Annotated in this window: 22 protein-coding genes, 1 tRNA gene and 2 pseudogenes; 11 read left to right on the top strand and 14 right to left on the bottom strand. The window is 54.4% G+C overall.

Features of this window, described 5'->3' with window-relative positions:
* Positions 1-4: 4 nt before the first annotated feature.
* On the bottom strand, positions 5-1,702 hold the full coding sequence (locus tag N5098_RS03670; RefSeq protein ID WP_267636339.1) for a YcaO-like family protein: 1,698 nt from the start codon (positions 1,700-1,702) through the stop codon (positions 5-7).
* Positions 1,703-1,844: 142 nt separating this feature from the next.
* On the opposite strand from N5098_RS03670, the gene larC reads away from it, so the two are divergent.
* A complete protein-coding gene (gene larC / locus N5098_RS03665; RefSeq protein ID WP_267636338.1) occupies positions 1,845-3,176 on the top strand; it encodes a nickel pincer cofactor biosynthesis protein LarC in 1,332 nt (443 codons plus the stop codon).
* A 27-nt stretch (positions 3,177-3,203) separates the two neighbouring features.
* On the opposite strand, the gene N5098_RS03660 is transcribed toward larC, so the two are convergent.
* The 4 genes from N5098_RS03660 to N5098_RS03645 all read right to left on the bottom strand — a co-directional run bounded on the left by N5098_RS03660 (position 3,204) and on the right by N5098_RS03645 (position 6,781).
* Positions 3,204-3,404 carry a hypothetical protein gene (locus N5098_RS03660; RefSeq protein ID WP_267636337.1) on the bottom strand — a complete coding sequence of 67 codons (201 nt, stop codon included), beginning with the start codon at positions 3,402-3,404 and terminating at the stop codon, positions 3,204-3,206.
* Positions 3,405-3,446: 42 nt separating this feature from the next.
* Complete coding sequence (locus N5098_RS03655) at positions 3,447-4,496, bottom strand: NAD(P)/FAD-dependent oxidoreductase (RefSeq protein ID WP_267636336.1); 1,050 nt, start codon at positions 4,494-4,496, stop codon at positions 3,447-3,449.
* Positions 4,497-4,569: 73 nt separating this feature from the next.
* Entirely contained in the window at positions 4,570-6,276 is a 1,707-nt protein-coding gene (locus N5098_RS03650) for an NAD(+)/NADH kinase (protein ID WP_267636335.1), read from the bottom strand.
* Positions 6,277-6,331: 55 nt separating this feature from the next.
* Complete coding sequence (locus N5098_RS03645; RefSeq protein ID WP_267636334.1) at positions 6,332-6,781, bottom strand: CBS domain-containing protein; 450 nt, start codon at positions 6,779-6,781, stop codon at positions 6,332-6,334.
* A gap of 314 nt (positions 6,782-7,095) precedes the next feature.
* Between N5098_RS03645 and N5098_RS03640 the strand changes: the two genes are divergently transcribed.
* Genes N5098_RS03640 through N5098_RS03625 form a run of 4 tightly spaced genes read left to right on the top strand, consistent with a single transcriptional unit; the run spans position 7,096 to position 10,669 of the window.
* Entirely contained in the window at positions 7,096-8,265 is a 1,170-nt protein-coding gene (locus tag N5098_RS03640) for a PhnD/SsuA/transferrin family substrate-binding protein (RefSeq protein ID WP_267636333.1), read from the top strand.
* Positions 8,266-8,289: 24 nt separating this feature from the next.
* Positions 8,290-9,066: an ATP-binding cassette domain-containing protein gene (locus tag N5098_RS03635; protein ID WP_368407989.1), complete on the top strand. Its 777-nt coding sequence runs from the start codon at positions 8,290-8,292 to the stop codon at positions 9,064-9,066.
* Positions 9,063-10,151, top strand: a complete 1,089-nt coding sequence (gene phnE, locus N5098_RS03630) for a phosphonate ABC transporter, permease protein PhnE (protein WP_267636332.1) — start codon at positions 9,063-9,065, stop codon at positions 10,149-10,151. The genes N5098_RS03635 and phnE overlap by 4 nt, the downstream gene beginning before the upstream one ends.
* Positions 10,148-10,669, top strand: coding sequence for a P-loop nucleotide/nucleoside kinase family protein (locus N5098_RS03625; RefSeq protein ID WP_267636331.1), 522 nt, complete (start codon positions 10,148-10,150; stop codon positions 10,667-10,669). The genes phnE and N5098_RS03625 overlap by 4 nt, the downstream gene beginning before the upstream one ends.
* Position 10,670: 1 nt before the next feature.
* Here N5098_RS03625 and N5098_RS03620 read toward each other — a convergent pair whose 3' ends face one another.
* The 4 genes from N5098_RS03620 to N5098_RS03605 form a co-directional block, all read right to left on the bottom strand.
* Positions 10,671-12,071, bottom strand: a complete 1,401-nt coding sequence (locus N5098_RS03620) for an FAD-binding oxidoreductase (RefSeq protein ID WP_267636330.1) — start codon at positions 12,069-12,071, stop codon at positions 10,671-10,673.
* Positions 12,072-12,202: 131 nt separating this feature from the next.
* Positions 12,203-12,823, bottom strand: a complete 621-nt coding sequence (gene cysC, locus N5098_RS03615; RefSeq protein ID WP_267636329.1) for an adenylyl-sulfate kinase — start codon at positions 12,821-12,823, stop codon at positions 12,203-12,205.
* A 1-nt stretch (position 12,824) separates the two neighbouring features.
* Positions 12,825-13,976, bottom strand: a complete 1,152-nt coding sequence (gene sat, locus N5098_RS03610) for a sulfate adenylyltransferase (RefSeq protein ID WP_267636328.1) — start codon at positions 13,974-13,976, stop codon at positions 12,825-12,827.
* Positions 13,977-14,050: 74 nt separating this feature from the next.
* A complete protein-coding gene (locus tag N5098_RS03605) occupies positions 14,051-14,968 on the bottom strand; it encodes a sulfotransferase (protein ID WP_267636327.1) in 918 nt (305 codons plus the stop codon).
* Positions 14,969-15,413: 445 nt separating this feature from the next.
* On the opposite strand from N5098_RS03605, the gene N5098_RS03600 reads away from it, so the two are divergent.
* Positions 15,414-16,439, top strand: coding sequence for a lysylphosphatidylglycerol synthase transmembrane domain-containing protein (locus N5098_RS03600; protein ID WP_267636326.1), 1,026 nt, complete (start codon positions 15,414-15,416; stop codon positions 16,437-16,439).
* Positions 16,440-16,961: 522 nt separating this feature from the next.
* On the opposite strand, the gene N5098_RS03595 is transcribed toward N5098_RS03600, so the two are convergent.
* Positions 16,962-17,153, bottom strand: a complete 192-nt coding sequence (locus N5098_RS03595) for a DUF5786 family protein (RefSeq protein ID WP_267636325.1) — start codon at positions 17,151-17,153, stop codon at positions 16,962-16,964.
* A gap of 258 nt (positions 17,154-17,411) precedes the next feature.
* On the bottom strand, positions 17,412-17,849 hold the full coding sequence (locus tag N5098_RS03590) for a DeoR family transcriptional regulator (RefSeq protein ID WP_267636324.1): 438 nt from the start codon (positions 17,847-17,849) through the stop codon (positions 17,412-17,414).
* A gap of 587 nt (positions 17,850-18,436) precedes the next feature.
* Here N5098_RS03590 and N5098_RS03585 point away from each other — a divergent pair.
* Positions 18,437-19,882, top strand: a complete 1,446-nt coding sequence (locus tag N5098_RS03585; RefSeq protein ID WP_267636323.1) for a flavin-containing monooxygenase — start codon at positions 18,437-18,439, stop codon at positions 19,880-19,882.
* A 563-nt stretch (positions 19,883-20,445) separates the two neighbouring features.
* Here N5098_RS03585 and N5098_RS03580 read toward each other — a convergent pair.
* Positions 20,446-20,518 (bottom strand) — tRNA-Arg (locus N5098_RS03580).
* 85 nt (positions 20,519-20,603) lie between these two features.
* Here N5098_RS03580 and hisC point away from each other — a divergent pair.
* Genes hisC through N5098_RS03565 form a run of 3 tightly spaced genes read left to right on the top strand, consistent with a single transcriptional unit; the run spans position 20,604 to position 22,803 of the window.
* Entirely contained in the window at positions 20,604-21,677 is a 1,074-nt protein-coding gene (gene hisC / locus N5098_RS03575; RefSeq protein WP_267636322.1) for a histidinol-phosphate transaminase, read from the top strand.
* Entirely contained in the window at positions 21,674-22,198 is a 525-nt protein-coding gene (locus N5098_RS03570; RefSeq protein ID WP_267636321.1) for an adenylate kinase family protein, read from the top strand. The genes hisC and N5098_RS03570 overlap by 4 nt, the downstream gene beginning before the upstream one ends.
* Complete coding sequence (locus N5098_RS03565; RefSeq protein WP_267636320.1) at positions 22,195-22,803, top strand: CDP-alcohol phosphatidyltransferase family protein; 609 nt, start codon at positions 22,195-22,197, stop codon at positions 22,801-22,803. The genes N5098_RS03570 and N5098_RS03565 overlap by 4 nt, the downstream gene beginning before the upstream one ends.
* Here the strand turns inward: N5098_RS03565 and N5098_RS03560 are convergent.
* Both N5098_RS03560 and N5098_RS17755 read right to left on the bottom strand, forming a co-directional pair.
* Complete coding sequence (locus N5098_RS03560; RefSeq protein WP_267636319.1) at positions 22,795-23,394, bottom strand: DJ-1/PfpI family protein; 600 nt, start codon at positions 23,392-23,394, stop codon at positions 22,795-22,797. The two genes, N5098_RS03565 and N5098_RS03560, sit on opposite strands and share 9 nt — an antisense overlap.
* A pseudogene (locus N5098_RS17755) lies at positions 23,391-23,651 on the bottom strand (DUF8138 family protein); the annotation flags it as partial. The pseudogene N5098_RS17755 and the gene N5098_RS03560, both read right to left, overlap by 4 nt.
* Between N5098_RS17755 and N5098_RS03555 the strand changes: the two are divergent.
* A pseudogene (locus tag N5098_RS03555) lies at positions 23,542-24,021 on the top strand (multiprotein bridging factor aMBF1); the annotation flags it as partial. The pseudogenes N5098_RS17755 and N5098_RS03555 overlap by 110 nt on opposite strands.
* Between the last annotated feature and the right edge of the window lie 10 nt (positions 24,022-24,031).

Here is a 24,031-nt window from a genome sequence, read left to right as displayed (position 1 = left end):
TCCCTCAGGGGAATGGATGGTGGTCGTGGCTGAGTACCGGCTCGAATCCAAGGTCGTTTGGCACTGTTTTTGCGCGCTCGCCAAAGTACTCCGTCCCAAAACACATCGGCTGTGCCGACGGGAGGACGACGCGCACTGCCTCGAATCCGAGCTGGTCAACATCACGTGTCGTCGTTCGCGCGGCGTAGGCATTCAGGTCTGTTGCTGTGACCCTATCAACTAGTTCGGATAGTTCTTTTTTCCCGCGCGGTATATCATCAGGCCCCACCGAGTCGGCCGGGAGTGTCGTCTCAGCTTCGATAAAGGCCTGTGCTGTGTCGGGAAATGTCGCGTACTGTCCAATTTCTCCGAGTGCCTCAGTTGCATCTTCTTGTCCCATTCCATCGAGTTCCATCCAGTTCTGGAGTGCTTCAGCAAGCGCCGAACGAGCGGCTCCTTGGACGTTGAGGGCCGCATCGGAGCCAAGTGCAAACCGTGGCCACGTGTCTCGATGGACCGCCACGGCAACAACTGGGACATCAACGTCCTGTGTCAAAAGTAATGGCGTGACTGAGAGGTTCTCCGAACGAGCGCGTTCAGCCATCGTCCGGAAGACGTGATCCTCAATTGTGAGTTCGAGCGGGTCAAACGTCGAATACCACGAGAGCATCGCAGCGTCTCGCTCAATAACTTCATACAATCCTGAGAGCAACGCCTCCACACCGCTGTTGCCGAGACCAAGCCCTGTCGTAATCGCCGGCCGGTAGCGGCGCGACGGTGGGGGGAAATGAACGAATTCTGCCGGGAGCATCACGTCACGACCAGTCTCCAGATTTTCTCCTGGAACCCACTCGATAGCTTCACCCTCGGGTTCAGTTCGGCAGACAAACGCCTCCGGCTTGACTGTATTTGCAACTTCGTCGGGAGTCCCTGTCTCGAAGTCGTCGACACGGTATACGCCTGCACAGTAGCGTTCCATTCCCTCACCGAGAGCTTTCATGAACGAGCTATCCCAATCAGGTGCGACTCCCGCAGCGTCACGGGCGGCACTCACGTCGCTGAACCCGGCTGTGTCACAACTTCGCGCCAGATAGTAGGGTACCGGAAACGACTGTGCTTCGCCGACTTCCTGGACGATGCCGAGCATATCATCAAGCCCGTGCTCGGCCCGCGCCAGCGAGTCATCAAGTTCTCGCTCGCTGTGCCCGTACCGAAGTTCCCGGTCTCGTCCGGGGTCACAGGTGCAGTTTGGGAGCGGCAAGAACTGCCGTTCGTTAAACGGGACAACTACGACTCGCCCGAAGATATCTGCGTCAGCTTCGATTGTACGGACGGCCTCCCGACCGGCTACCGCACCAGCAAAGCGACTGGTGTGTGCGTGGGGTGCAGCCGCTGGTTCGGCCTGTGGGTCAAGGTTTGCGTTTACGCGCCCAGAGAGACATTCGTAACAGCCAGTCTCTGGACCAAACCCGGCGACTGCCGCGTCGACGATTGGAATGCCACCGACGCCACCCAGTTCGACCGCAACCCATTGGACACCCGCATCGAGTGCTTGCGCGTTGGCCTGTTCGAAGACGGCGTCGCCAACCTGTCCGACAACGACTGCGAGATCGAGGCTCGCAAGGTCCGTTGCGTCGCGGCGCTCTGTCTGGACATCTACGTCACCGAGTGCCGCCTCGGCGGCTTCAGCTGCCGGTCCACTGCCGACAATCCCAACTGTCATGCCCGAGACGACGTGGTCGGGAGCAAAAAGTATCGGGGACTATCCAAGAGCCCATGAATTTGTGAGCTGTGGCTGCCGTTGCCAGGGTTGAACACAGGACGAAAGCCAACAGTCTCTTAGTCGGACACACCAGATGTGAGGTATGCGACTACTTGCGTTCGACGGGCGGATGGGTGCAAGCGGGGATATGCTACTTGGTGCGCTCGTTGCCGCTGGTGCTGATCCGACAGTTCTTGAAACCGTCGAATCAGAACTTGGTCTTCAGTACGACGTTGCCGACAGTACAAAGTGTGGAATCGGGGCAACGACGGTGACTGTTCGCATCGACGACGAAGAGCCTTCAAGCGACGATGACCATATTGGGATTGACCCTGGGCATGCACATGACCACAGAGATGCAGGCCACACTCATAGCGACGACAGAGACAGCCACGAGAGAAGTTACCATGGCGAAGGTGAGGGGCAACACCGAACGTATCCGGAAGTAGTCAACCTTGTCGAGGCGATGGGGCTATCCGCCGGCGTCGAGGAACAAGCACTTGGCTGTTTTGAGCGACTTGGGCACGCTGAATCCCGCATCCACGGAACACCGCTCAAATCGACGCAGTTCCACGAAGTGGGGGCAGATGACGCAATCGCCGATGTGGTCGGCGTCTCGCTTCTTCTCAACGATCTCGATGTCGACCGTGTCGTCACGACGCCGATAGCGACGGGCGGTGGTTCAGTCTCGATGAGCCACGGCCACTACCCAGTTCCGGCCCCAGCTGTGGTCGAAATCGCCGAGATGGCAGACTGGGCGGTTCGTGGCGGCCCCCTCAAGAGAGAGTTACTTACACCAACCGGCGCAGCGATTCTCGCAGAGATAGCGGCGAGTGTCGAAACACTCCCGACGCTGGATATTGACAGCTCCGGATACGGTGCCGGCTCGAAGTCTTTCAAGAATTATCCAAACGTACTGCGCGCGATGGTTGGCGAAACCGAGTCTTCGTTGCGTGAAGAACCGATTACTGTCCTCGAAACACATCTTGATGATACGACACCAGAGGTACTCGGGGGTCTGTCAGAGACGCTTGCAGACGCGGGGGCACTCGACGTAACAATCGTCCCGACAACGATGAAAAAATCACGGCCGGGCCATCTGGTCAAAGTAGTCACACACCCTTCTGACGCCCACCGCGTGGCGCGCAAGCTGGCACGGGAGACAGGGACCCTCGGCGTGCGTGAGCACGGCAGCGGTCATCGATTTGTTGCCGATCGGGTTATTGAGACGGTGACAATCAAAGTCGACGGCACACAGTATCCGGTTAATGTAAAGGTGAGTCGGTTCCCGGATGACGGGACAGTTTTCGATATTAGTTGTGAGTTCGATGACGCCCAGCAGGTCGGGGACACAACCGGGAGACCTACCCGTGAAATAATCCGACTGGCTGAACAAGTTGCCAGTGAAACGTACAGTCTGGGGAAAACAGAGTAGTGGATAGACACGCGTCCGGACGAGAAATTACGCTAGGTTGAGGACATAAAAGCGGTGAAGTTCCAGAGCGAACACCACAACCAGAAAAAGAAGTGTCGGCCACCAGACTATCGACCCGAACGCGAACAATCCAAGAAACGTTCCAAGCGAACTCGCCACAAGCATGCCTGCAGTAACAAAATAGAGACCAGCGTATCCCAGTCGCGGTAACAGACGGTACCCGTCCATGGCGTCTCAAGTGGGGGTACACGCCCCCGCATCAAGTAAGTATCAGTCGTCGCCTGTGGCTGCTTCGGGTGTATTCGTCTTGGTCTCTGGAACGTCTTCGAGATACTCGTCAACGTCGAGTGCGGCTTTGGTTCCCATGCCGCCGGCCGTAATCGCCTGCTGGTAGTGGTGGTCGACCACGTCGCCGGCAGCAAAGATGCCCTCGACACCGGTCCGTGTCTGCCCGCCGCCGCTGCCACCCGTCGTCTCAATATACCCCGTCTCGTCGAGGTCGACATCTGTATCATCGAAGTAACCTGTGTTTGGCGTGTGACCAATCGCATAAAAGACTGCACCCACATCCATATCGACGCTGTTCGTTTCGGGGTCATCGAGGTTATCTTTCGGATAACCTGAGGAGTTTTCGGCAAGTGTGACGTGGTCAACGCCTTCCTCCTGAGAGCCGTGAATTTCGAGTAACTCGGTGTTGCGCAGAATCTCGATATCACCTTCGTCGACTTTTTTCGCTACACGGTCGACCCAGTGGGCCTCCGCACGGAACTCCTCGCGGCGGTGGGCGATGTAAACAGTATCTGCAAACTTCGTGAGAAATGTTGCCTCCTCCATGGCTGCGTCGCCGCCACCGACAACGAGCATATCTTCACCCCGGAAAAACGCCCCGTCACAGGTTGCACACGTTGAAAGACCATAGCCCATGAGTTCGTCTTCACCGGGAACACCAAGCGTGCGGGCGCTCGCTCCCGAAGCGGCGATAAACGCGTCCGCAGTATAGACATCATCGTTCGAACACTCGACACGAATCTTGCCGTCATCGAGTTTGGTAACATCTTCCACAACGCCGTGGTCAATATCCGCACCGAACTGCGTCGCCTGCTCTTTCATTTTGTTGACCAGTTCTGGGCCGCCGATACCGTCAGGGAAGCCCGGGTAGTTTGCCACATCAGTCGTGAGCGTGAGTTGCCCGCCTGGCTCGTCGCCTTCGAGAACGAGCGGGTCATTGTTCGCTCGGCCAGCGTAGATAGCCGCCGACAATCCTGCAATGCCTGTGCCAGCGATGATGAGGCGTCGATGGTCCACAGTCTCCTCTGTCATTACCGTTAGTTGTGTAAGGACCTGCTTGTATATTGCGCTCCCGTGTCTACAGGGGGCACAACCGCTTGTTTGGTCAGAATCCACCATCGGGAAACCCTTCGAGAAGGGCACCGTGGAGCGGGCCATTCGAGGTGAGAAGCGACGACCGCTTCTCGGTATCATCGAGTCGTAGTCCATACTCACTCCCGTCAGAATGCGTTGCCACACCACCAGCCTCACGGAGAATACAGAGGCCAGCAGCAACGTCCCAGGGGTACGTATCGTACTCCCAGTGAGCATCAGCACTCCCTGCAGCTACGTAGCAAAGATGCAACGAAGCACAGCCAAGGCGACGGACGCCACGCGCATTGCGGTAGAACTGCTTGAGGAACTCGCCAGTTGGGTCGTATCCCGAGAGTAGCATACTCTCGTCGATTCGGCTGCGGTCGGTCGGCGCTATTGGCGTTTCGTTGCGGTATGCCCCTCTCCCATCGACGGCATGGAAAAGTTCCTCAGTAACAGGGCTGTAGACGACACCGAGAACGGGTCTGCCATTCCGGACGAGTGCAATAGCGACAGTAAAACTTGGATTCCCGTGTGCAAAGTTTCCTGTCCCATCAACGGGGTCGATAATCCACGTGTACGGTCCCTCACCCGACTCAACAGTCCACCCCTCGGAGAGAATAGCGTGTTCCGGAAAGGCAGTGTGTAAAATAGAGGTGATAATCTGTTCAGTCCGGGAGATGGCAGCGCCGACAAGTTCCCCACTTACAAGCCCCGAGTCCGAGCGTTCGATTTGGTTATAGATACGGCGTGCCGGCCCACCGGCAGCGAGTGCGGCTTCCCGTGCAAATTCACCGGCTCTCGTGAGCAAGTCGGTCGGCCCGGCTTTCGGGTCAGATATTAGTTTCTCAGCCGGTTTCCCAGCATTCCAGCCGAGTTTCGTCGTTAACGCATCCATCATTGACTCGCTGTTCGAACACGTGACCAGTCTGGCTGGCGTTTTGGCATCTGTTACAGTAAACTTCGTCCCCGGACTGGCAGTTATCTCGGGCCGTGCACCGTCAACAGAGACACAGACAGCCGTCTGTGGGACAACTGTAATCTCCGTATCAGCATCGACAACGAGCGGCCGCGCTGCTGAGTTGTTGGTATGTTGTGGCGTCAGTTGTAGCGTCGCGTTGCCGGCAGGAAAGTGGACAGGACCACCCGAGGAGAGTGCCATCGCCGTACTTCCAGTTGGTGTGTTCACAAGAAGCCCGCCGCCATCGTATCGGCCGATATACTCCCCATCGGCAAAGACTTCAAGCTCGCAGTCTCCCGTGCTGGTTCCGGCTGTTGTTCCAAATTCTGTGTCCACACCATCAGTCACCGCTGTCGGCGATGTAAACTGTATCTCGTTGATCGCAGTCTCGTCGATACCCTCTGCGGTTACGCGCGCTTGGAGATGGTCTGTTACCGTCGCCTCGCCGTCGAGAATTTCGTTGAAGCTTTCGTCGACGGCGTCCGGTGAGGTCACAGTCAAGAATCCGAGCGTGCCAGAGTCAATGCCGAGAATTGGGATTTCTCGCGGTGCAAACTCCTGTACTGCCCGAAGAAACGTGCCATCACCACCGACGACCACACCGAGGACATCGCCACCCGCGAGGCGAGACTCCTCAACGGTGTTTCCAACCTCGTAGGTCACGAACGCGAGTCCGTGGGAGGCAACGGCGTCTGCCACTGACTCGACGACTGCATCAGCACCGGGTGCTGTGATACAGACAACCCGTTCTGTTGTGACCAGCCGTGACCCTCTCATTGCCTGTCCGTACGGGAGCGTCGTGAGTATCTTCTGTGTCTGGCTACCGGCATCCTCAGTCGTGGTAGTACTGCATCCCAGAGCCTTCGTACGCAGGAGCGGAGCTTCGGATTGCAGTCGCTACGTGCTGAAGTTCCATTCCCAACAGGACAACCACATCACTCAGCGAGATGATACCTGCAAGCTCACCGTTCTCGACGACTGGAACGCGGCGGCGTCCCTTCTGTGAGAGAAGTTCCACCAAGTCATAGACACCTGCTTCGGCGTCGATAGTTGGTGTTTCCTCATCGACAATATCTTCGATGGCGGTCTCATCGGCGTCGAACGCTTCGTCAAGAACCGCCATCGCCAAGTCACGGTCGCTGACCAGTCCAAGTGGCTCCTCCCCGTCAGTGACAACAACACTCCCAACTGCTTCCCCGTGCATCCGCCGGATGACATCAGCCACTGCCTCGGTTGGCTCGACAGTGACGACGTTCGTCCGCGCGATATCGATAACTGCCATAGCAATACTTCTCGGTTCCTGCCTACAAGTCTGACGCTCCGGTTTAATTCGCTATCGAGCAACGACCCCGTAGTCAGGTCAGTTTCGGTGCAGTTGTCCAACAACCAACAGCCAACAGACCACGCTCTCAGTGAGGTCCAGATGGAGTAATTATCACTCACACGATTTGTTGGTTTTGGGTATATACAACTATACAATACTATATACTAGATTATACGAATAAGTACCGTTAAGTACGGAAAACCATCTGTAGGGCCTATTGTGCTATCATATTAGAAAGACATATGGGTAGTGGCAAGCTTTTCTAATTCAGAATGGCAGACAAGCGTGCCAATACGAAAGAAACGCGTCGTAAGTTTATCGCAACAACAGGTCTTGCGACAACCGGTCTCCTCGCTGGTTGTATTGGTGGCGACGATGATAGCAGTGACGGTGGCGATAGCAGTGACGGTGACGATAGCAGTGACGGTGACGATAGCAGTGACGGTGGAGACACCACAGAAGACACGACCACGAAGATTGATTGGGTCATGAACCCGGCCCAAGAGGCAATCGAAATTACGGTCCAGTACAGCCCTCTTTTCGAATACATCGAGTCCGAAGCTGATGTCGAAATTAACGGTATTCCGACAGCGAGCTACGCAGGTACAGCACAGGAACTCCGCCGTGCAAGCGACGGAGACCGCGTCTTCGCTGACGTGTCTCCGGGTGCTGTTGCACAGATTCCAGACCAAATCGATGTTACCGGTGTCCGCGTTGCATACGGTGCTGAACGCTACTTCTCGCTGATTACGACAACAGCTGACAGCGGAGTTGAAAGTCTCAGCGATCTCAAAGGAAAGACAGTTGCGACGGCTTCGCAGACATCGGTCTCTGGCACGATGTTCCCCCTCCTGATGATGAAAAAGGCAGGACTCGACATCGGCGGCGCACCGGGTGGCAAGCCGGAAGACTTCGATATTCGTGCATCGGACCACACGACTGCACGCAAGCAGATGATTAAGGACGACCGTCTCGCTGCTGCAGGTACGGGTGCATTCTCGACGGCAGCGCACGTCCCCAAAGAGCAGTTCGAAGAAATGTCTCAAGACTTCGTCGATATCTCCGTTGAGTACGAAGGCGCTGGTGAACGTGACCCACAGCTCGATCTACTTGCAGTATCTGACCCCATCCCCCGTGCTCCTATCGTGAGCAATGCTGCATGGGAAGAGTCGATTAAAGATGAGGTCCGGAACCTGATGATTGAAGCACCGAAAGAGGCCTACCAGCACGAATCAGAGTCTTCACTCGCCGAAGAGCTAGGGGTAGACCCAAGCCTGCTTGATAAAGAAGAGAGCGAACTCTCAAAGCAGGAGAAAGCAGATGTCCAGTTGGTTGATGACCACTCACTCTGGTTCAGCGGTGTCAAAGAAGCCAACAAAGAGTACTACAACCCAATCGTCGAGCTCGGCAACGAACTCGGCCTCGCTTGGGAAGAACTGTAAGTAACCGCAACTCGAACAGTAATCATGAGCAAAATCGTGGTCGACAGTCTCACGAAGCAGTTCGGAGAGACTGTCGCCCTTGACGACGTTTCTTTCGAGGTGCCGGAAGGCGAATTTGTCATTATTCTTGGCGTCTCCGGCTCCGGGAAGTCGACACTTTTGCGGTCGATGTGCGGACTGACCTCTCCATCAGAGGGGCAGATTCTGTTCGGTGACGAACCGATTACCGCTCCGCGCCCGGAGATAGCGATGATTTTCCAGCAACACAATATCATCGGTGATATGTCAGCGTACTCAAACGCGCTGTCGGGTGGTGTCCATCGGAATGGACTACTCACGAGTATCCTCCAGTTACAGGACAAAGAGGAGAAACACCGTGCACTGGAAGCACTAGATACGGTCGGACTGCTGGACGAAGCAGAGAAGAAAGCCCGACGGATGAGTGGCGGACAACAGCAACGGGTTGGTATTGCACGTGCGCTCGTCCAACAGTCGGATGTACTACTGGCTGACGAGCCGGTAGCAAGTCTCGACCCTGGCAGCGCACAGGACGTGATGCGCTACCTGCGGGCTGCATCCGAGGACCGAGGACTGTCGACGTTCTGTAGTCTCCATCAGGTCAACATCGCACGCAAGTTCGGTCATCGGTTTATCGGCCTCAGGAACGGCAAGAAGGTGTTCGACGGCTACCGAGACGACCTCACGATAGATGCCGTGGATAAAATTTACGGCGATATCGATACCGAAGGCATGTTTGTCGGTAGCTCGGGCGACCCGAAGGAAAAAGAGGTAAAAGCGTGAGCGAAAAGACAGACGCAGATGTAGTGCCAGATGGTGGCACAACAGGCGAAGAGAGTCCACAATCCGCCATTACCGCCCAGTTCGATAAAATCAAACAGACTCGGCGACGGCGAGCATTTGGCTGGCTGGCCCTGCTTGTCTTCCTTGGCTTTGTTACAGTACAAGCCTTTGCCGCTGCTGAGTTGTTAGCAGCGGACTTCCGAATGGAGTCGCTGCTTAATTCGATGTTCCACGGTGCGAATCCATTCTTCCCGACAATCTCGATTGGAGCACTCCCGTTCCTCGATATCACCGAGTATTTCGAATTTATCCAGCAAGAGAATCTCCTGTACGACCCGGAAGTCGGTGGGCTACTCTTCCAGTGGCCGCCAAATCTGGGCGACATCTACGCGTTCTTCTTTACTGAGCTTGGCATTTTCCGGATATTCGGAGAAGCGGGTGTTACGCTTGCGATGGGATTCATCGGGACTGTGCTCGGCTTCCCGCTTGCACTCGTGTTCGGAACGATGGGGTCCGAGCGGGTCACGCCGTTCCCGTTCAACTTCATCTTCCGTGGTACGATGTCGTTCATCCGGTCAGTTCCGGCAATTATCTGGGCACTGATTTTCATTCCGCTGTTGGGACTTGGCCCCGCCTCGGCATCACTCGCAATCGCGTTCGACACCATTGGTAACCTCGGACGGCTGTTCGTCGACGAACTCGAAGAGATAGAGGACGGCCCTATCGAGGCGATGCGAACAACCGGGGCAAGCAAGCCCCAAGTCGTGTTCTTCGGGATGCTAAGTCAGGTTCGAACAGCGTTCATTGCGTGGACACTGTACATCTTCGAGATCAATGTCCGCGTCGCGGTCTCTGTCGGTGTTATTGGCGCCGGTGGTCTGGGATTCATCGTCGAGTCTCAGCGAGGCCTGCTTCGATTTACCGATATGATGGCAGCGCTGTTTGCTATCTTCATCCTGATTATCTCGGTTGAGTTGTTCAGCCAGCGTCTCCGGCACCGCCTCCGCTCGGACGAACAGAAAATGGGTATCTGGGAGCTGATTACTGGCTTCCCGAACCGAATGGCACAATCAGTCCTGAAATGATAGAAACTGCCCACACACTGGTCGCGGTCTGTGGGCTCCCCGGGGTTGGCAAGTCGACTGTCTCCTCGTACATGACGGAACGTCTTGACGCCGTTCGGCTTCGAACCGATGCGATACGTAAAGAACTGGTTGATGAGCCGACCTATTCGGACGCAGAACGCAACCGCGTGTACGACGAACTGGTCGACCAAGCTAACCAGCATCTCACAGACGGCGCGTCGGTCGTCCTCGATGCAACCTTCACCAAGGTGGCTCACCGCGAGCAGGTAAAGTCGGTAGCCGACGACAACGATGTTTCGTTTCAGCTCATCCGTGTTGTTTGTGACGAGGAAACCGTCGCACGGCGAATCGAATCTCGTGAAGATATTAGCGATGCAGACCTCAGCGTGTACCGGGAACTAAAGGCGGAGTTCGACCCGATTACCATTGGTTTCGACCAAGTCGACAACTCTGAGACGATTTCCCAGACACACGACCAGGTAGATTCGTTGCTCTCTTGGAGCAGTCCTCGACCATGAGCTAATCACTTCCGTCCGGAAAGATTTTCCCGGGGTTGAGCGTTCCTGTCGGGTCGAGTGCCTGTTTGACTGCACGCATTGTTTCGACTGCGTGTTCACCGTGTTCCTCGACAAGATACTGGCGCTTGCCCCGGCCAATGCCGTGTTCTCCAGTTGCGGTTCCGCCAACCGCAATCGCTCGCTCAACGAGGTCAGCATAGACTTCTTTGCCGCGTTCGATTTCTGCTTTGTCGTCTCCGTTGACAAGAATCGCGTAATGTACGTTGCCGTCGCCCGCGTGTCCAAAACACGGAACGAGCAGGTCAGTCTCCTCGGCCTGACGCTTTGCATACTCGATTGTCGGCCCGTATTCACTAATCGGGACAGTAACGTCACCTGCATGGAGGGGTTGGCGTTCAGGGTCGTACTCTGAGAGCGCGTACGCAAGCTCCGTTCGTGCTTCCCAGAGTTCAGCCATCCGTTCTTCCCCAGCAATTTCGAAGGCCTGTGGGTCGTGACTCTCGACAACAGCGCGACAAAAGGCGATTTCGTCCGCAATACTATGATCGGCATGGAACTCTAAGAAAATCATCGGTACGTTTGGCAGCGATGCACCGGTGTAGGCATTCGAGATGCGTGCAGACTGGGTGTCCATCAGCTCAACTTTTGCCACATCGACCCCTGAACTGACAATATCCATGACCGCTGCTGTCGCGTCGGAGAGGGTGTCAAAGATTGCCCGCCCGCCACGTTTTTGTTCGGGCCGACCAGCGAGTTCGAGCGTCGCTCGTGTCACGACCCCGAGTGTCCCTTCACTGCCGACAAAGAGGTCACGAAGATTATACCCAGCTGAGGTTTTGGGTGCCTTTGATCCTGTCGTGATGACTGAGCCGTCTGCAAGGACGACTTCCAGTTCACGCACCCAGTCTGCGACTTCTCCATATTTGACCGTCTGCATCCCACTTGCCGAGTTAGCAATCATCCCACCAATCGTTGAGATGTCGCCCGAGGAGGGAAGCGGCGGAAAAAAGAGTCCATGGCTCCCGGCCGCCTCCTGAATTGCTGGCCCCATGACACCGGGTTCGACGTCAATCTGGAAATCGTCAGGGCGGACTGAGCGCACAGTATCCATCCGTGTAAGGTTCATACTGATACCGCCGTCGACGGGGACCGGATTGCCTTCGAGACTCGTTCCAGCAGCATATGGTGTGACAGGAATCGCTCGTTCAGTCGCCGTCTTCAGGACCGTCACAACATCTTCTGTCGTCTCGGGATAGACAACGACACCCGGCTCGACAGGCTCCGGCGTAATCCACTCGGAAAGAGTCGCCCAGTCCCCGCTGTGTTCGGTCAGTGTCTCCTCGGTTGTCGAAACCTGCCGTTGGCCAAGTCTATCAACAAGAAACTGGTACTCGTCGTTCATTGCCGGAGTATCGGCCCCGTCCGAGGAATACTTTTGGCCGTGTGGCCACTCTCGTGTGAAGATGCAATCTGTGTATGAACGCTATCATCACAGAGGACAGAAGAAAACACGCTCTCGGTCGTGGTGTCCGCTCAGTCCTCAAGGTATCCGAGTGATTTGAGGCGGTCGGTTACCTCTTTTTCTTCTGACCGGGAAATCGGGAAACTATACTCATCTTCGAGCCGTTCGTCTAGCATCCCTTTCTCCGTGAGATGGCTTAATACGTGCTCGACTCCGTCATCGATTGTCTGGTCTTCTGTGTCGACGACAATATCTGGTTGCAGCGGTTCTTGGAACGGGTGGTTAATGCCGGTAAACTTCTCAATATCTCCGTTACGAGCTTGCTCATAGAGGCCCTTTGGATCGCGCTCTTGGGCAGCATCGACTGAGCATTTGACGTAGACTAACACAAACTCGCCCTCGTCTTCGACGATATCTCGTGCTTGCTGTTGGGATTCACGGAACGGCGTTATCATCCCGACAATAACTGGGATATCGTTGCGATTGAGGAGTTTTGCGATGTATGCAGTTCGTCGGTTGTTTGTCCGGCGGTCCTCCCGCGAGAATCCAAGGTCTGGATGGAGATGTTTTCGAATATCATCACCATCCAGATTTTCGATACCGTACCCTCGGTCTACCAATCGGTCTTCGACGCGACTCGCAACTGTGGACTTTCCTGCTGCCGGTCGGCCCATGAACCAAAGCGTGAACATCTTATTCCTCGATGAATACTCCGTCCGTACTCAATATCGTTTCGGCAACCTCCGGGCGCATCAACTCAGATGGTGGTTGTTGTCCGTTCGATAACGTCTTCCGAAGCTCAGTACCACTGGGCTCCATATGATGAGTGCTGTCGTGTGGACAAATCTTCTCCGAGACAATGCCATCACAAGCCGTACAGTAGAACGCATAGTGGTAATACAGCGGTTCGATGCCGATGTCACCGATTGCGTCGAACAGACGCTGTGCTTCGAAGTCGCCGTAGTAGTTGCCAACACCGGCGTGGTCGCGGCCAATAATGAAATGCGTACAGCCGTAGTTCTTCCGAACAATAGCGTCGAAGACTGCCTCACGGGGGCCTGCATACATCATTCGCGACTTAAATATCGCGAGTGCAACCGAGTCAGTCGGATAATAGTTCTCGATGAGCGATTCGTAGCCGTTGAGAATCGTCTCATTTGTGTAGTCTCCGGGCTTTTTCTCGCCGATTTTCGGCTGGATGAGGATACCATCGACGTGTTCGAGTGCAGATTTTTGTAGGTACTCGTGTGCGCGGTGGGGGGCATTCCGGGTCTGGAAGCCGACAATCCTGTCCCACCCTCGTTTCTTGAACAGGACGCGCATCTCTTTTGGCGTGAGGTCGTGGCTTCCGTTCCGCGGGAGAGCGTCTGAAAAGGCCTTGATTGGGCCGCCAACGAAAAATGGGTCTTTCGAACGGATTGTTCGTACACCCGGGTGGTCGTCGTCTGTCGTCCCGAACATATTCTGGCATGTGTCGTCCTCATTGTACCGGTAGACACTGTCAGCGTCCATAACGCCAAGTGGCGTCCCATCCGGCCGCCGAATGCCGATTCGATCACCCGGCTCAATCTCGTTTGCTAGTTCAGCTGTAATATCGAGAACAATCGGAAGCGGCCACGCGACTCCGTTTTCGAGCGTGACATCGTTGACGACTTTCAAGAAGTCGTTGCGACACATAAACCCCTCAAGCGGGCTGTAGACTCCCTGGGCTAAGTTCTGGAAGTCAAACAAGAGGTTACGGTCAAGGGTGACTGTTGCATAACTCTCGAAAGACTCACGAAGGTCTTCACTACGGTCTGCATCAACTGTTCTGTCGACGAGTGTGTTTCCATGGGGTGTGATCATTGTGGTTTGTAATGGATGCCCGAACGAGGGTGCGAGTCACGAGCAAGACACGTAATTGTTCACAAGCGATACTCTTACTCCGTTTCAAAGCTGTACTGTTCTAGCCAGTCGTATTCCTGACTCTTCGTGCTGATACGGTCGATATCGGTGTCACTCCATTCAACCTCGTGACGAGTCTGGTTCGGCGAGTCAAACACAAACTCCTCGCATGCAGAGAGGTACTCATCGTCTGCATCGATACCGAGGAACGCACAAAGCTCCGAGAGCACCGATGCCGTATCCGAGATAAGGTCCTCATGATGCAGGCGGAAGAGTTCATCGTCGTCGAGCATCCCGTCGATGAGTTCAACGTTGTCTGCGTTGGCAAAGTATTTCTCGATACCATACTCCTGCCAGGTTTCCTTTAGTTTGCGCCGTGAGGCGATAGTATCGAAGGGATTTCGAACCACGTGGACTGCCCGAATGGGCATCGAAACGGTGTCACGGAGGTCACCAAGCAGTTCTGGACTAGTGCCAAGTCGGCGAGTGGAGGCTGCGCCTTTTTTGTCACCGATAATCCGGAGACGGTCGAATTCACCTTGGGCGGTCTCTGGAACGTTGTAACTGTATCGCTCCCACTCCCGGCCAAGATTAGTGAATTCGTCGTCGCGCTGTAGGATTGCTGAGAACAATTGGTCGCGCGATACCGGAACCTGCGCCCGGTCAAGGAGTCGAAGCGCATCGAGTTCATGCGAGATGACCATTTCCGGGTGGCCGTTTAGGAGACTTCCGACGAGGCTGTGACCTGTCCGCCCGTGGCCAACGAACAGACAGTATGCTTCGACTGTGTCAAAGTCGTCGCGGTGTTCAAAGAGGTGTGGCAAAGCTGAGATGCGTCGGGCCGCAGTAAATCGATCTCGTGTGAGCGCGGGCGTTCGCTGTGGGTTCTCAAGAAGTTCCTGGCCCGCTTGTGGCAGCGGCAGACTCTCTGCAAGACGTGAAAGCATGGACATACTGAACGTATTTCGTCATCTAATCTTAAACATGCTGACTTCGGGTCGGACTGAGACCACGCACTGCTGGCTCTTGTACTCCAAGTGAGACAGCAGAAAGAACCAGCAGCTCTGAGAGAGGTACTGCCACGTCAGTATATCGTCGCACTGAGTTAGCCAATTTTAAGACTGGGAAATCGGCTAGTTTTTGCTACATGGAGCTCTGGAATCGGACAGTCGATCTACAAAAAATATATACACATCTCTTCGCCTTTCGTGACGGGTTGAGTAAACTCTCTCGTACACTGATAGCGGTGACTGCACACTCTATCACGAAAGCAGACTGCTTGACGCTACTCCGCCGTTTCATCGGAGCAATACAGGAACAGTGTGGGGTAGCCAGTAGCGCGACCACCGCCTGCGGGACCGTCTCACCAAATACCAAGCAGTTTCGGGAGGTCCTGTAATGGAGATACGACGCCGACACGTCGCGGCTGGGGTCCTTACGTGGGTTGCCGTATTTGCTGTGTTTATCTTGCTAGCGGGCCCAACAGAGTTCGTCGACGCCGCAACCAACCTTTCACAAGCCCGACTAGCTGGCATTCTCGTCATGAACGCGCTCGGGACAATCTCGATGGGGCTGACTCTGTATACTGTCTCGCGGGGCGCTGGATTGAACGTTTCCCCGATTGAAAGTGTATTCCTTAATACGACAGTTAACCTTGCAAATAATTTCACACCGTTTGGGCAGGCGAGTGGACTGCCTGCAGGCGGCGTTATCATGTCACGTTGGACAGGGCAGTCATTCGAGAAAAGCGTTGCCGCTCTCTCGACAAAGGAGCTGGTGGGCTTCACGCCCGGCATCCTCATCATGCTTTTTGGCGGAAGCTATATTGCTCTCTTCGATGCGACAATTCCAGAGCGAATCAGGTCGCCGGTCACTGTCTTTACCGTCAGTATCGCTGCATTCGTTCTTGTCTTGGCACTCATCTACAGAAATCCCGACCCAGCCCACAGGGTAATCCACTGGGTCGTCACAAAGCTCAACCACGGAATTGGGTACGTTCCGAGACTCTCAAAGGTTGAAGAAGACGAAATTCAACGCCGAGTCGACGGCTTCAGTGATTCGATTGAGGAAATTTCGACGAACAAACCAGTCGTCATCGTGGCTGCGACGCTCACGACGTTCGCGACTGTCACACAGGGAGTATTGCTCTGGATTGCGTTAGGTGGCGTCAATGTCGACATTTCGCTTGCACTGGTTGTATTCATCGTTCCCGTATCGTTGCTCGCATCTGCCATCCCAACCCCCGGTGGAAGTGGCGGAATCGAGGCCGCACAGATTGGCCTCATCTTCGCGATGACGGGAGGTCAACGGGCGACGATAATTACAGCGGTCGTCATAACGCGTGGTATCATCTACTGGACACCAATCGCTGTTGGGTCACTGACGCTGGCTGGGATACAGTTCAAGAAGTGGTGGCTTGCTTGATATCCGCCGCGCGGAACGGCGAATATTTCCGACCACAGTTGGGATACTGTAGTTTAGAACCGACGAACGCTGGCCGAGCCAAGTAGCTGTTATCCTATTCGATAGTGGGCTACGTCGCAAGCGGGCCGGGTAGTTTCTCAAACAAGTTGGCAGCTCTCTCCGGAACCACCAACCACACACTTTTGTGAATCCCGGCATCAGCCGCGCTACTCCAGTCGAATCTCCAAACAGCAGTCTCGCCCGGGGACAGCTTGGACTTCCGATACAGCTTCGGTGAACGACAACAACAAAAAAACAGCTGAGTAAGCTCGTGAGTCTGTCGGGTCTCATACATAGAGTGGGCAGGTCGACTGTGTGTTCCAGCTGGTGTCTGTCCGTCGAGATGACTGGTGCTGGTCGCCACGAGGCCTGGAAAAATGGTGTCGTCGTCAGTTGCTGGAGCAGCCGGTTACCCACAGGATTCGATTTGCCCCTGTCGCCTGCGGGCGTTTTACTTACTGACCAATTCCCCCGCCGTTTTGCTCAGTCGTCGTCTTCGTCGTCTGTGTCTTTGATTTTGTCAAGCTTGTCTACGAGCCCCTCGGTAGACATGTCCGATTCGAACTTGACTTCCCCATCGTGTTCATTTTCGTGAACACTTACTGCTTCAGCGTTCTCGTCTTCGTCCCGTTCTTGTGTTTCTTGTTCGGACTCGTCATAGCTACCAAAACCCATATCACATACAACGTGGGCAGCGACAAAAGAGGCACGGTCTCTTGTAATTCAACAGTTGTACCGTGTCAGTAAACCGTACGTTACAGGAGCAACCCTCCACAAGGATAACGGGACTGAGCGATATCGCAGATGTCGCGGCGGTCGTTGCGCCAGCGAGACGGCTATAGGGGGTCGAACGGGCGTGGCGGGATTTGAACCACAGTCATACACACAGTGACCATGGCGAAATTACGCGGCTCGTGATCACGATGAATGAACTCAATGCATCCGACGCGCTCGAATGTTCTCGGCATTCCTGACGCGTTCGGTCACTTGTTCGAGCGGACGAAACGGCGCAGATTCGTCGGTGAGGTGTGTTTGAGCACCAGTAAGAGCTGCCGGTGGGAGGCATTCTGGGCCGGGGAGAGACCCGAGAAGTGTTTTTGATGTGAAAATTGCCCGACTTCTTTCCTCATGTCTTCGGTACTCATCGACAGCCATTACCCCTGTCATAGTTGCGGCATACCCCTCGTTTCGTTTCTCAACAAGCCCATTCTCCCTCAACTCTCGAAGTGAACGCCTCACAGTCAATCGGGAATGGTCGAGTTCATCGACGGTATCTCGGGGTTGGGAGGGTCCGTTCTCGTCTAAAACTTCGATGAATTCGGCACGCCTCGTTATCATGTCTCGTTTCTCTTCAATACCAGCCCCACTCATATGTCATCATAATCAGGGGTAAAGTGAATACAATCTTACGAAAGTGGCTCACCGAATGAGCCAGTTGCTCAGTGCTTAGAGATCTACTGGGGATACTCCTTTGTGAGAGTGCTTATGTACGATAGATCCGAGCGAGGACGAAACGGAACCGAAGAAACACAGTCTATAATCGTTCAACGACCCGCAGTTCTTGGAACTCTAAATGGTGCCGTTCAGAAGGAAAACGCTTGATTGGTCGAAAAAACAAGCTATTAAATTTCACAGAAATAAGAAAGGTTTGTGTTATGATATGTAAGAAGACCAAGGACGAGAATAGTCGTATGGCACGCAGAACGTTCATTGGAGACTCTGAGGGAGGTCTGACTATATCTGATGGATGTCTATCAGGTGGCGGTTCAGAGTCTACAGATGGATCAACGGGAGGGAGTTACAACAGTGGAGAGAATATGAACACAGGAAATAATAGTTCACAAGAAACGAGACAAACAGGATCGTCATCTGGTGAGTCAGCAGTCCAGACTGCATCACCTTTCGAACAAGATACTGGGGGTCACCGACTCTTGGCTACTCAATCAGAGTAAGATACCATGACAAAAGAAGTATGTATTATTGGCGCCGGGCCAGCTGGACTAGTGACTGGAAAAGTCTTCAAGACAGATGGGTTTGACATAACCATATACGAGAAATTCGATGCTGTTGGTGGCACATGGGCACAAGAACGTCGCTATGTCAATCTAAACGCCCAAGCTGATGAGGGTCTCCTCGAGTTTTCAGACAAACCACACGATACCGCGTTTATGGACGCCGAAGACATCCAAGAATATCTTCAAGACTACGCCCGTGATTTCAGCCTCTATGAAGACATCAAGTTCAACAACACAGTAACTGGAATTGAAAAGAAAGACAGGACATGGAGGGTTTCAGTTGAGACAGGTGACAAGACACAGACAGAGACGTTTGATTACATTATCGTTTGTACTGGGCTGTATCACATCCCACATGAGCCGGACATTCCAAAAGAAAATAAATTCTCAGGAGAGGTATACCACTCCTCGGAGATAAACACATACAATACGTTTGATAGGAAGGACGTAATCTCAGTTGGATTCGGGAAGTCAGCACTCGATATGAGTGTTGAAGCAGCCAAGGCCGGTGATTCATCTACGCTCCTCTTCAGACAAGCCCACTGGCACCTTCCTCGAAAACTTGTATTCGGGAAGGTTCCGTACCCGTATATGATGTTCTCGCGATTTGGTGAATCGTTGCTCCCGACCTATCACAATGAGGATGCAAACCGCCGAATTGACAAACTCCCTAAGAAACTCAACAACTTCCTCTGGAAACGGGTGACTGATGACTTGAAGCGTTCAGCAGGCCTTAATCGGGTTGCTGATTCTATGACCCCAGAAGAAACCTTGCCGGATGGCGTTCATAGAGCGGGAGTATACCCAAAAGAACTCTTTGATTTTGTCGAAGATGGAAAGATCAAGCCAATAAAAGGAGAGATTGATACCTTTACCGAGAATGGGCTGAAACTCAACGACGGTCAAACACTTGAAGCAGACATCATCGTCTGGGGAACCGGGTTCAAACAGAATTTCCCTTTCATTTGTGATGACTGGAATTTGAAAACAGACAACGGGAGATTCAAAGCATACAGGTCAATCCTTCCTCCATCTAAAGATAACATCGGTTTCGTCGGACTACGGCAAGCGTTCAACAACTTCCTAACAATGGAGACATCAGCACATTGGCTGTCTGCCTATTTTAACGACGAATTCGATGTACCTCCTGAAGACGAACTGCGTGAACACATAGACGAGAGAGTCGAATGGGAAAAAAATGAGATTCCGGGTCTGAACGGATTTGGCCCCTACCCATACGCAGCACACCTGACCGATGAACTGCTGAATGACCTAAATATCCCTACGAATCAAGCACCAAGCTTGTTTGCAGAATATTTCAAACCAGTGAAGGCCAGATGGTACAACGATCTTCATCAAAAACGAAGCAATGCATTGAAGAGCAATTGACCTCGCCTCGGCGTGCATGAGTGAGGTTCTCAAGTCAAGCGAATCCAACATACAACTTATTACGTGCTACCAGTGACTGAAATGAGAGTACTGCAGTCAATACGGCTACCTCTTCAGAACTACAGCAGTCAGTCCTCATTCGCTATCAGAATTAGACCATTCCATAGCGGAGTACAATCAAAGTCGATTTCCTGAACTCAGACTCTTTCAGTTATTCTTGCTCTTGCTGTCCTGCCGTTCGTCGCAAACAAACTTCCAAAAGAGAGGATTCGGCCGGTCGGTCAGCCGCCGAAACCCGATGTGACAAAGAGGGGGCAGGAAAGCAACTGGACGAGAATGAGCAAAACAGGCGCGCCTGAGTAATGACCAGATAATCCAGAACGCACGCTTGTCTGGGCAACTTTTATTCCACGCGAGTACGACAGGATCCACGAACCACGTGAAGACGCCACACTGTACTCCGCCACAGAACGAACTCGCGGCTCAGAACTCTCTTCTGTTTAAATACCGGAATCCAAAACTTTGTCGCCGTACAGGGGGATTCCGGGTGTGTTGCGCTCGCACGGGCGTGGCGGGATTTGAACCCACGATCTAGGGGTTAGGAACCCCTCGCCCTATCCGCTAGGCCACACGCCCTCGTAAACACTCGAGCCTGCGCTGAAAAAACCGTTACCATTGTCGGATAACCACGCTTAAGACCGGCGGTCCGCTTCTTTCTGGCATGGAACCACGGGACCTGTCGGACCACGTCCCCTATCGTGCTGGTCGTGGCATCGAGGAAGTTGCACGTGACCTCGGATTGAACCCGGATGAACTTGTCAAGCTCTCCTCAAACGAAAACCCGTTCGGCCCGAGTCCGCATGCTGTCAAGGCAATGAAGTCGGCGGCCAAAGATAGCCACACCTACCCGAAGGCAGCGCATGCAGACCTCGCTGAGGCGCTCGCGACAGAGTGGAATCTCGATACTGAGCAGGTCTGGCTTGGCCCCGGCGGGGACGGTGTGCTTGATTACCTCGCCCGAACATTCCTCCGGCCCGACGATACCGTCCTCGTCCCGAAGCCGGGCTTTGCTTACTACGCAATGAGTGCCCGCTATCATAACGGGGTAGTCGACGAGTACCACCTCTCGAAAGCTGACAATTTCGAACAACAGCCCGAAGTCGTTCTCGACGCCTACGACGATCACCGAATCGTCTACCTCACCACACCACACAACCCGACAGGCTCGGAAATGACAGTCGACGACATCGAAACAGTTGCAAAGGAAACCGACGACGAAACGTTGGTTGTCGTCGACGAAGCCTACAGTGAGTTTACCGACACCCCATCGGCCCGTCGCCTTCTCGACGACCGAGAAGACATCGCAATGCTTCGCACATTCTCGAAGGTGTATGGGCTTGCCGGTCTCCGACTCGGATATGGCTTCGTGCCAACGGAGTGGGCTGACGCCTACGACCGGGTAAACACACCGTTTGCCGTGAACGTGCCAGCCTGCCACGCTGGCCTGGCTGCACTGGATGACGACGACCACGTCGAAAAAACGGTCGAGACGGCACGGTGGGCACGTGAGTATATCCACGAACACCTTACCGCACCAACGTGGGAGAGTGGCGGTAACTTTGTTCTCGCCGAAGTCGGAGACGCGGAGGCGGTCGCCGTCGAAGCCCAGCGCGAAGGAACGATTATCCGTGACTGTTCGAGCTTTGGACTGCCTGAATGCATCCGTATTTCTTGTGGCACACGGGAGACCACGCCACACGCCGTGGAAACGCTAAATCGGGTGATTGACGGGTGAGAGTGGCTGTTACCGGCACCCCAGGGACCGGGAAGACAACGGCTGTCGAAACGCTTGTCGAATCGGGACTCCTCGACGACTCGCTGGATGTTGTCCACCTCAACGAGGTCATTGAAACAGAGGAGTTGACGACCGGCTACGATGAAAAGCGGGACTCGGCGATTGTCGACTTCGACGCTGTCGAGGACTGGCTCACAGGCCGCGAGGATATCCTGTTTGAATCACACCTCGCTCACCAGTTCGGGGCTGATCGGGTCGTCGTCTGTCGCTGCCACCCTAACGAGCTCAACTCTCGTCTCAAAACTCGAGGTAAAGCACAAGCCTCGGTCGAAGAAAACGCCGAAAGTGAGGCACTCGATGTTGTCCTCACCGAAGCTGTCGACAGACACGGTTCGAATAGCGTCTACGAGGTCGAAACAACAGACAGTAGCCCCGAATCTGTCGCTGCAGAAATTGCTGCCGTGGCAGCCGGTGACCGGGAGCCCGGTGTCGGGACTGTTTCTTATATCGACTACTTATGACGCTGAGTTCGTTCAGAAACATCGCCGAGCGAATGATGCAGCCACTAGTCGCCGGCGCAGTCCGTGTCGGCGTGACGCCGAACGCAATCAGCTTCGTCGCACTGGTGATGGCGGCCGGGGCGGGCGTCAGCTTCGGGTTGGCCAGCGAACAGCAACTACTGTATCTTCTCGGTGCGGCACTTGTCATCACAAACGGGATATTAGACCTGCTTGATGGTGGGCTCGCACGAGAACTCGGTGTCGAGTCAGACGCTGGCGACATGTTCGACCACGTATTTGACCGCTACGCGGACATCTTTGTTATCGCTGGTCTCGCAACCAGCATCGCAGAGTACGCCCTTGGATTTGCAGCGATTACCGGTGTGCTCATGACTTCGTATTTGGGGACACAGGCCGAGGCTGTGGGGCTTGATCGGGTGTATGGGGGCCTCCTCGGGCGTGCGGACAGGCTCGCGCTTGTCACGATAGTTGCAATCGCCGCCGCGTTCATCGAGCAAAAGCTGTACGGACTCCCCATTGTCGGCTGGTTGCTCGTTGTCTTTGCCGTTGTCGGGCATCTAACTGCTCTGCAGCGGTTCTATTATGCAATGCGGGCACTACGCTGAACGGTGGACCGTTCCAGTCAACGTGTACTCCATCGTCTCCATGACACGGTCGGCTACTTCGGTGCCAAACTCTCGGCCAACAAGATGGAGTGCTAAGTCAATCCCTGATGTAATGCCGCCAGCAGTCACCACGTCACCGTCATCAACAACGCGTGCATCAACAATCTCTGCGCCAGATTCTTCGAGGTCATCAATGGCCGACTGGTGTGTGATAGCTGGACGGTCGTCGGTGATACCCACACGGGCGAGAAGCATGGCCCCTGTACAGACAGATGCCACAACTGCGCCTTGTTCGTGATATGATTTGATTGCCTCGGGCAGGACACCCCGATCTGCTTCACGGCGTGCACCTTGCATCTCACCGGAGGACCACCCGCCACCCGGAACAACAATAACATCTGGGTCCGGTGGCAGTTGTCCGTCCGGTTCAACTCGGAGTCCATGGCTCGATTCGACCACAGCCACCTCTTCGAGAGTATAGAGGCCAACATTGAGGTCAGCCCCCGCATTTTGTGTGTGGTTAAGCACTTCGTACGGCCCAACTGCGTCGAGGTCATCAAAGCCGTTGTATACCGGGATACTGAACTTCATACAGTGAACGCGGCGGCAATAGGCAAAGGTGTACCGGGCCGGCTGATAGCCGAAACGAACGCACCATTTATGCGACGGCGTCGATAAAGGCCACATATGGTCCAGTGTGAGATGTGCGGGACAGAGACAGCCAGTCCGAACCGCGTCAAGATTGAAGGGGCTGAACTCAACGTCTGTGATGAGTGTACCGACTTCGGGACCGAAGTGAAAACCGACTCGGGAACATCGTCGACATCGACGAAGTACTCGACAAGTAGTTCATCAGGTTCCAGTGGCTCGTCGTCCACGAGTTCGAACACCGGCGGGAGTTCTGACGGCGGCAGCCGACGAGATATGTACGACGAGATGGATGAGATAGCGCCCGATTATGACGAGCGCATTCGGAACGCCCGCGAGAGTTCTGGCCTCACTCAAGAAGAGTTAGCAAAGCAACTTAATGAGAAAGCGAGCCTTATTCGCAAGCTCGAACACGGTGAGACACTGCCATCCGACGAGATTCGGAGCAAGCTAGAGCGCGGGCTCGATATCGCCCTGACAACGAGTAGCGGCTCAGATGACACAGATTGGAGTAGTGACCAATCTTCTGGAGGCTACACGCTCGGTGATGTCGTCGAACGGAAAGACTAGCCGGCTTTGT

This window comes from Halovenus rubra, from assembly GCF_026586665.1.
Taxonomy (GTDB): domain Archaea; phylum Halobacteriota; class Halobacteria; order Halobacteriales; family Haloarculaceae; genus Halovenus; species Halovenus rubra.
Note: the sequence above shows the minus strand (reverse complement) of the source record. Positions and strands in the feature narration are given on the sequence as shown.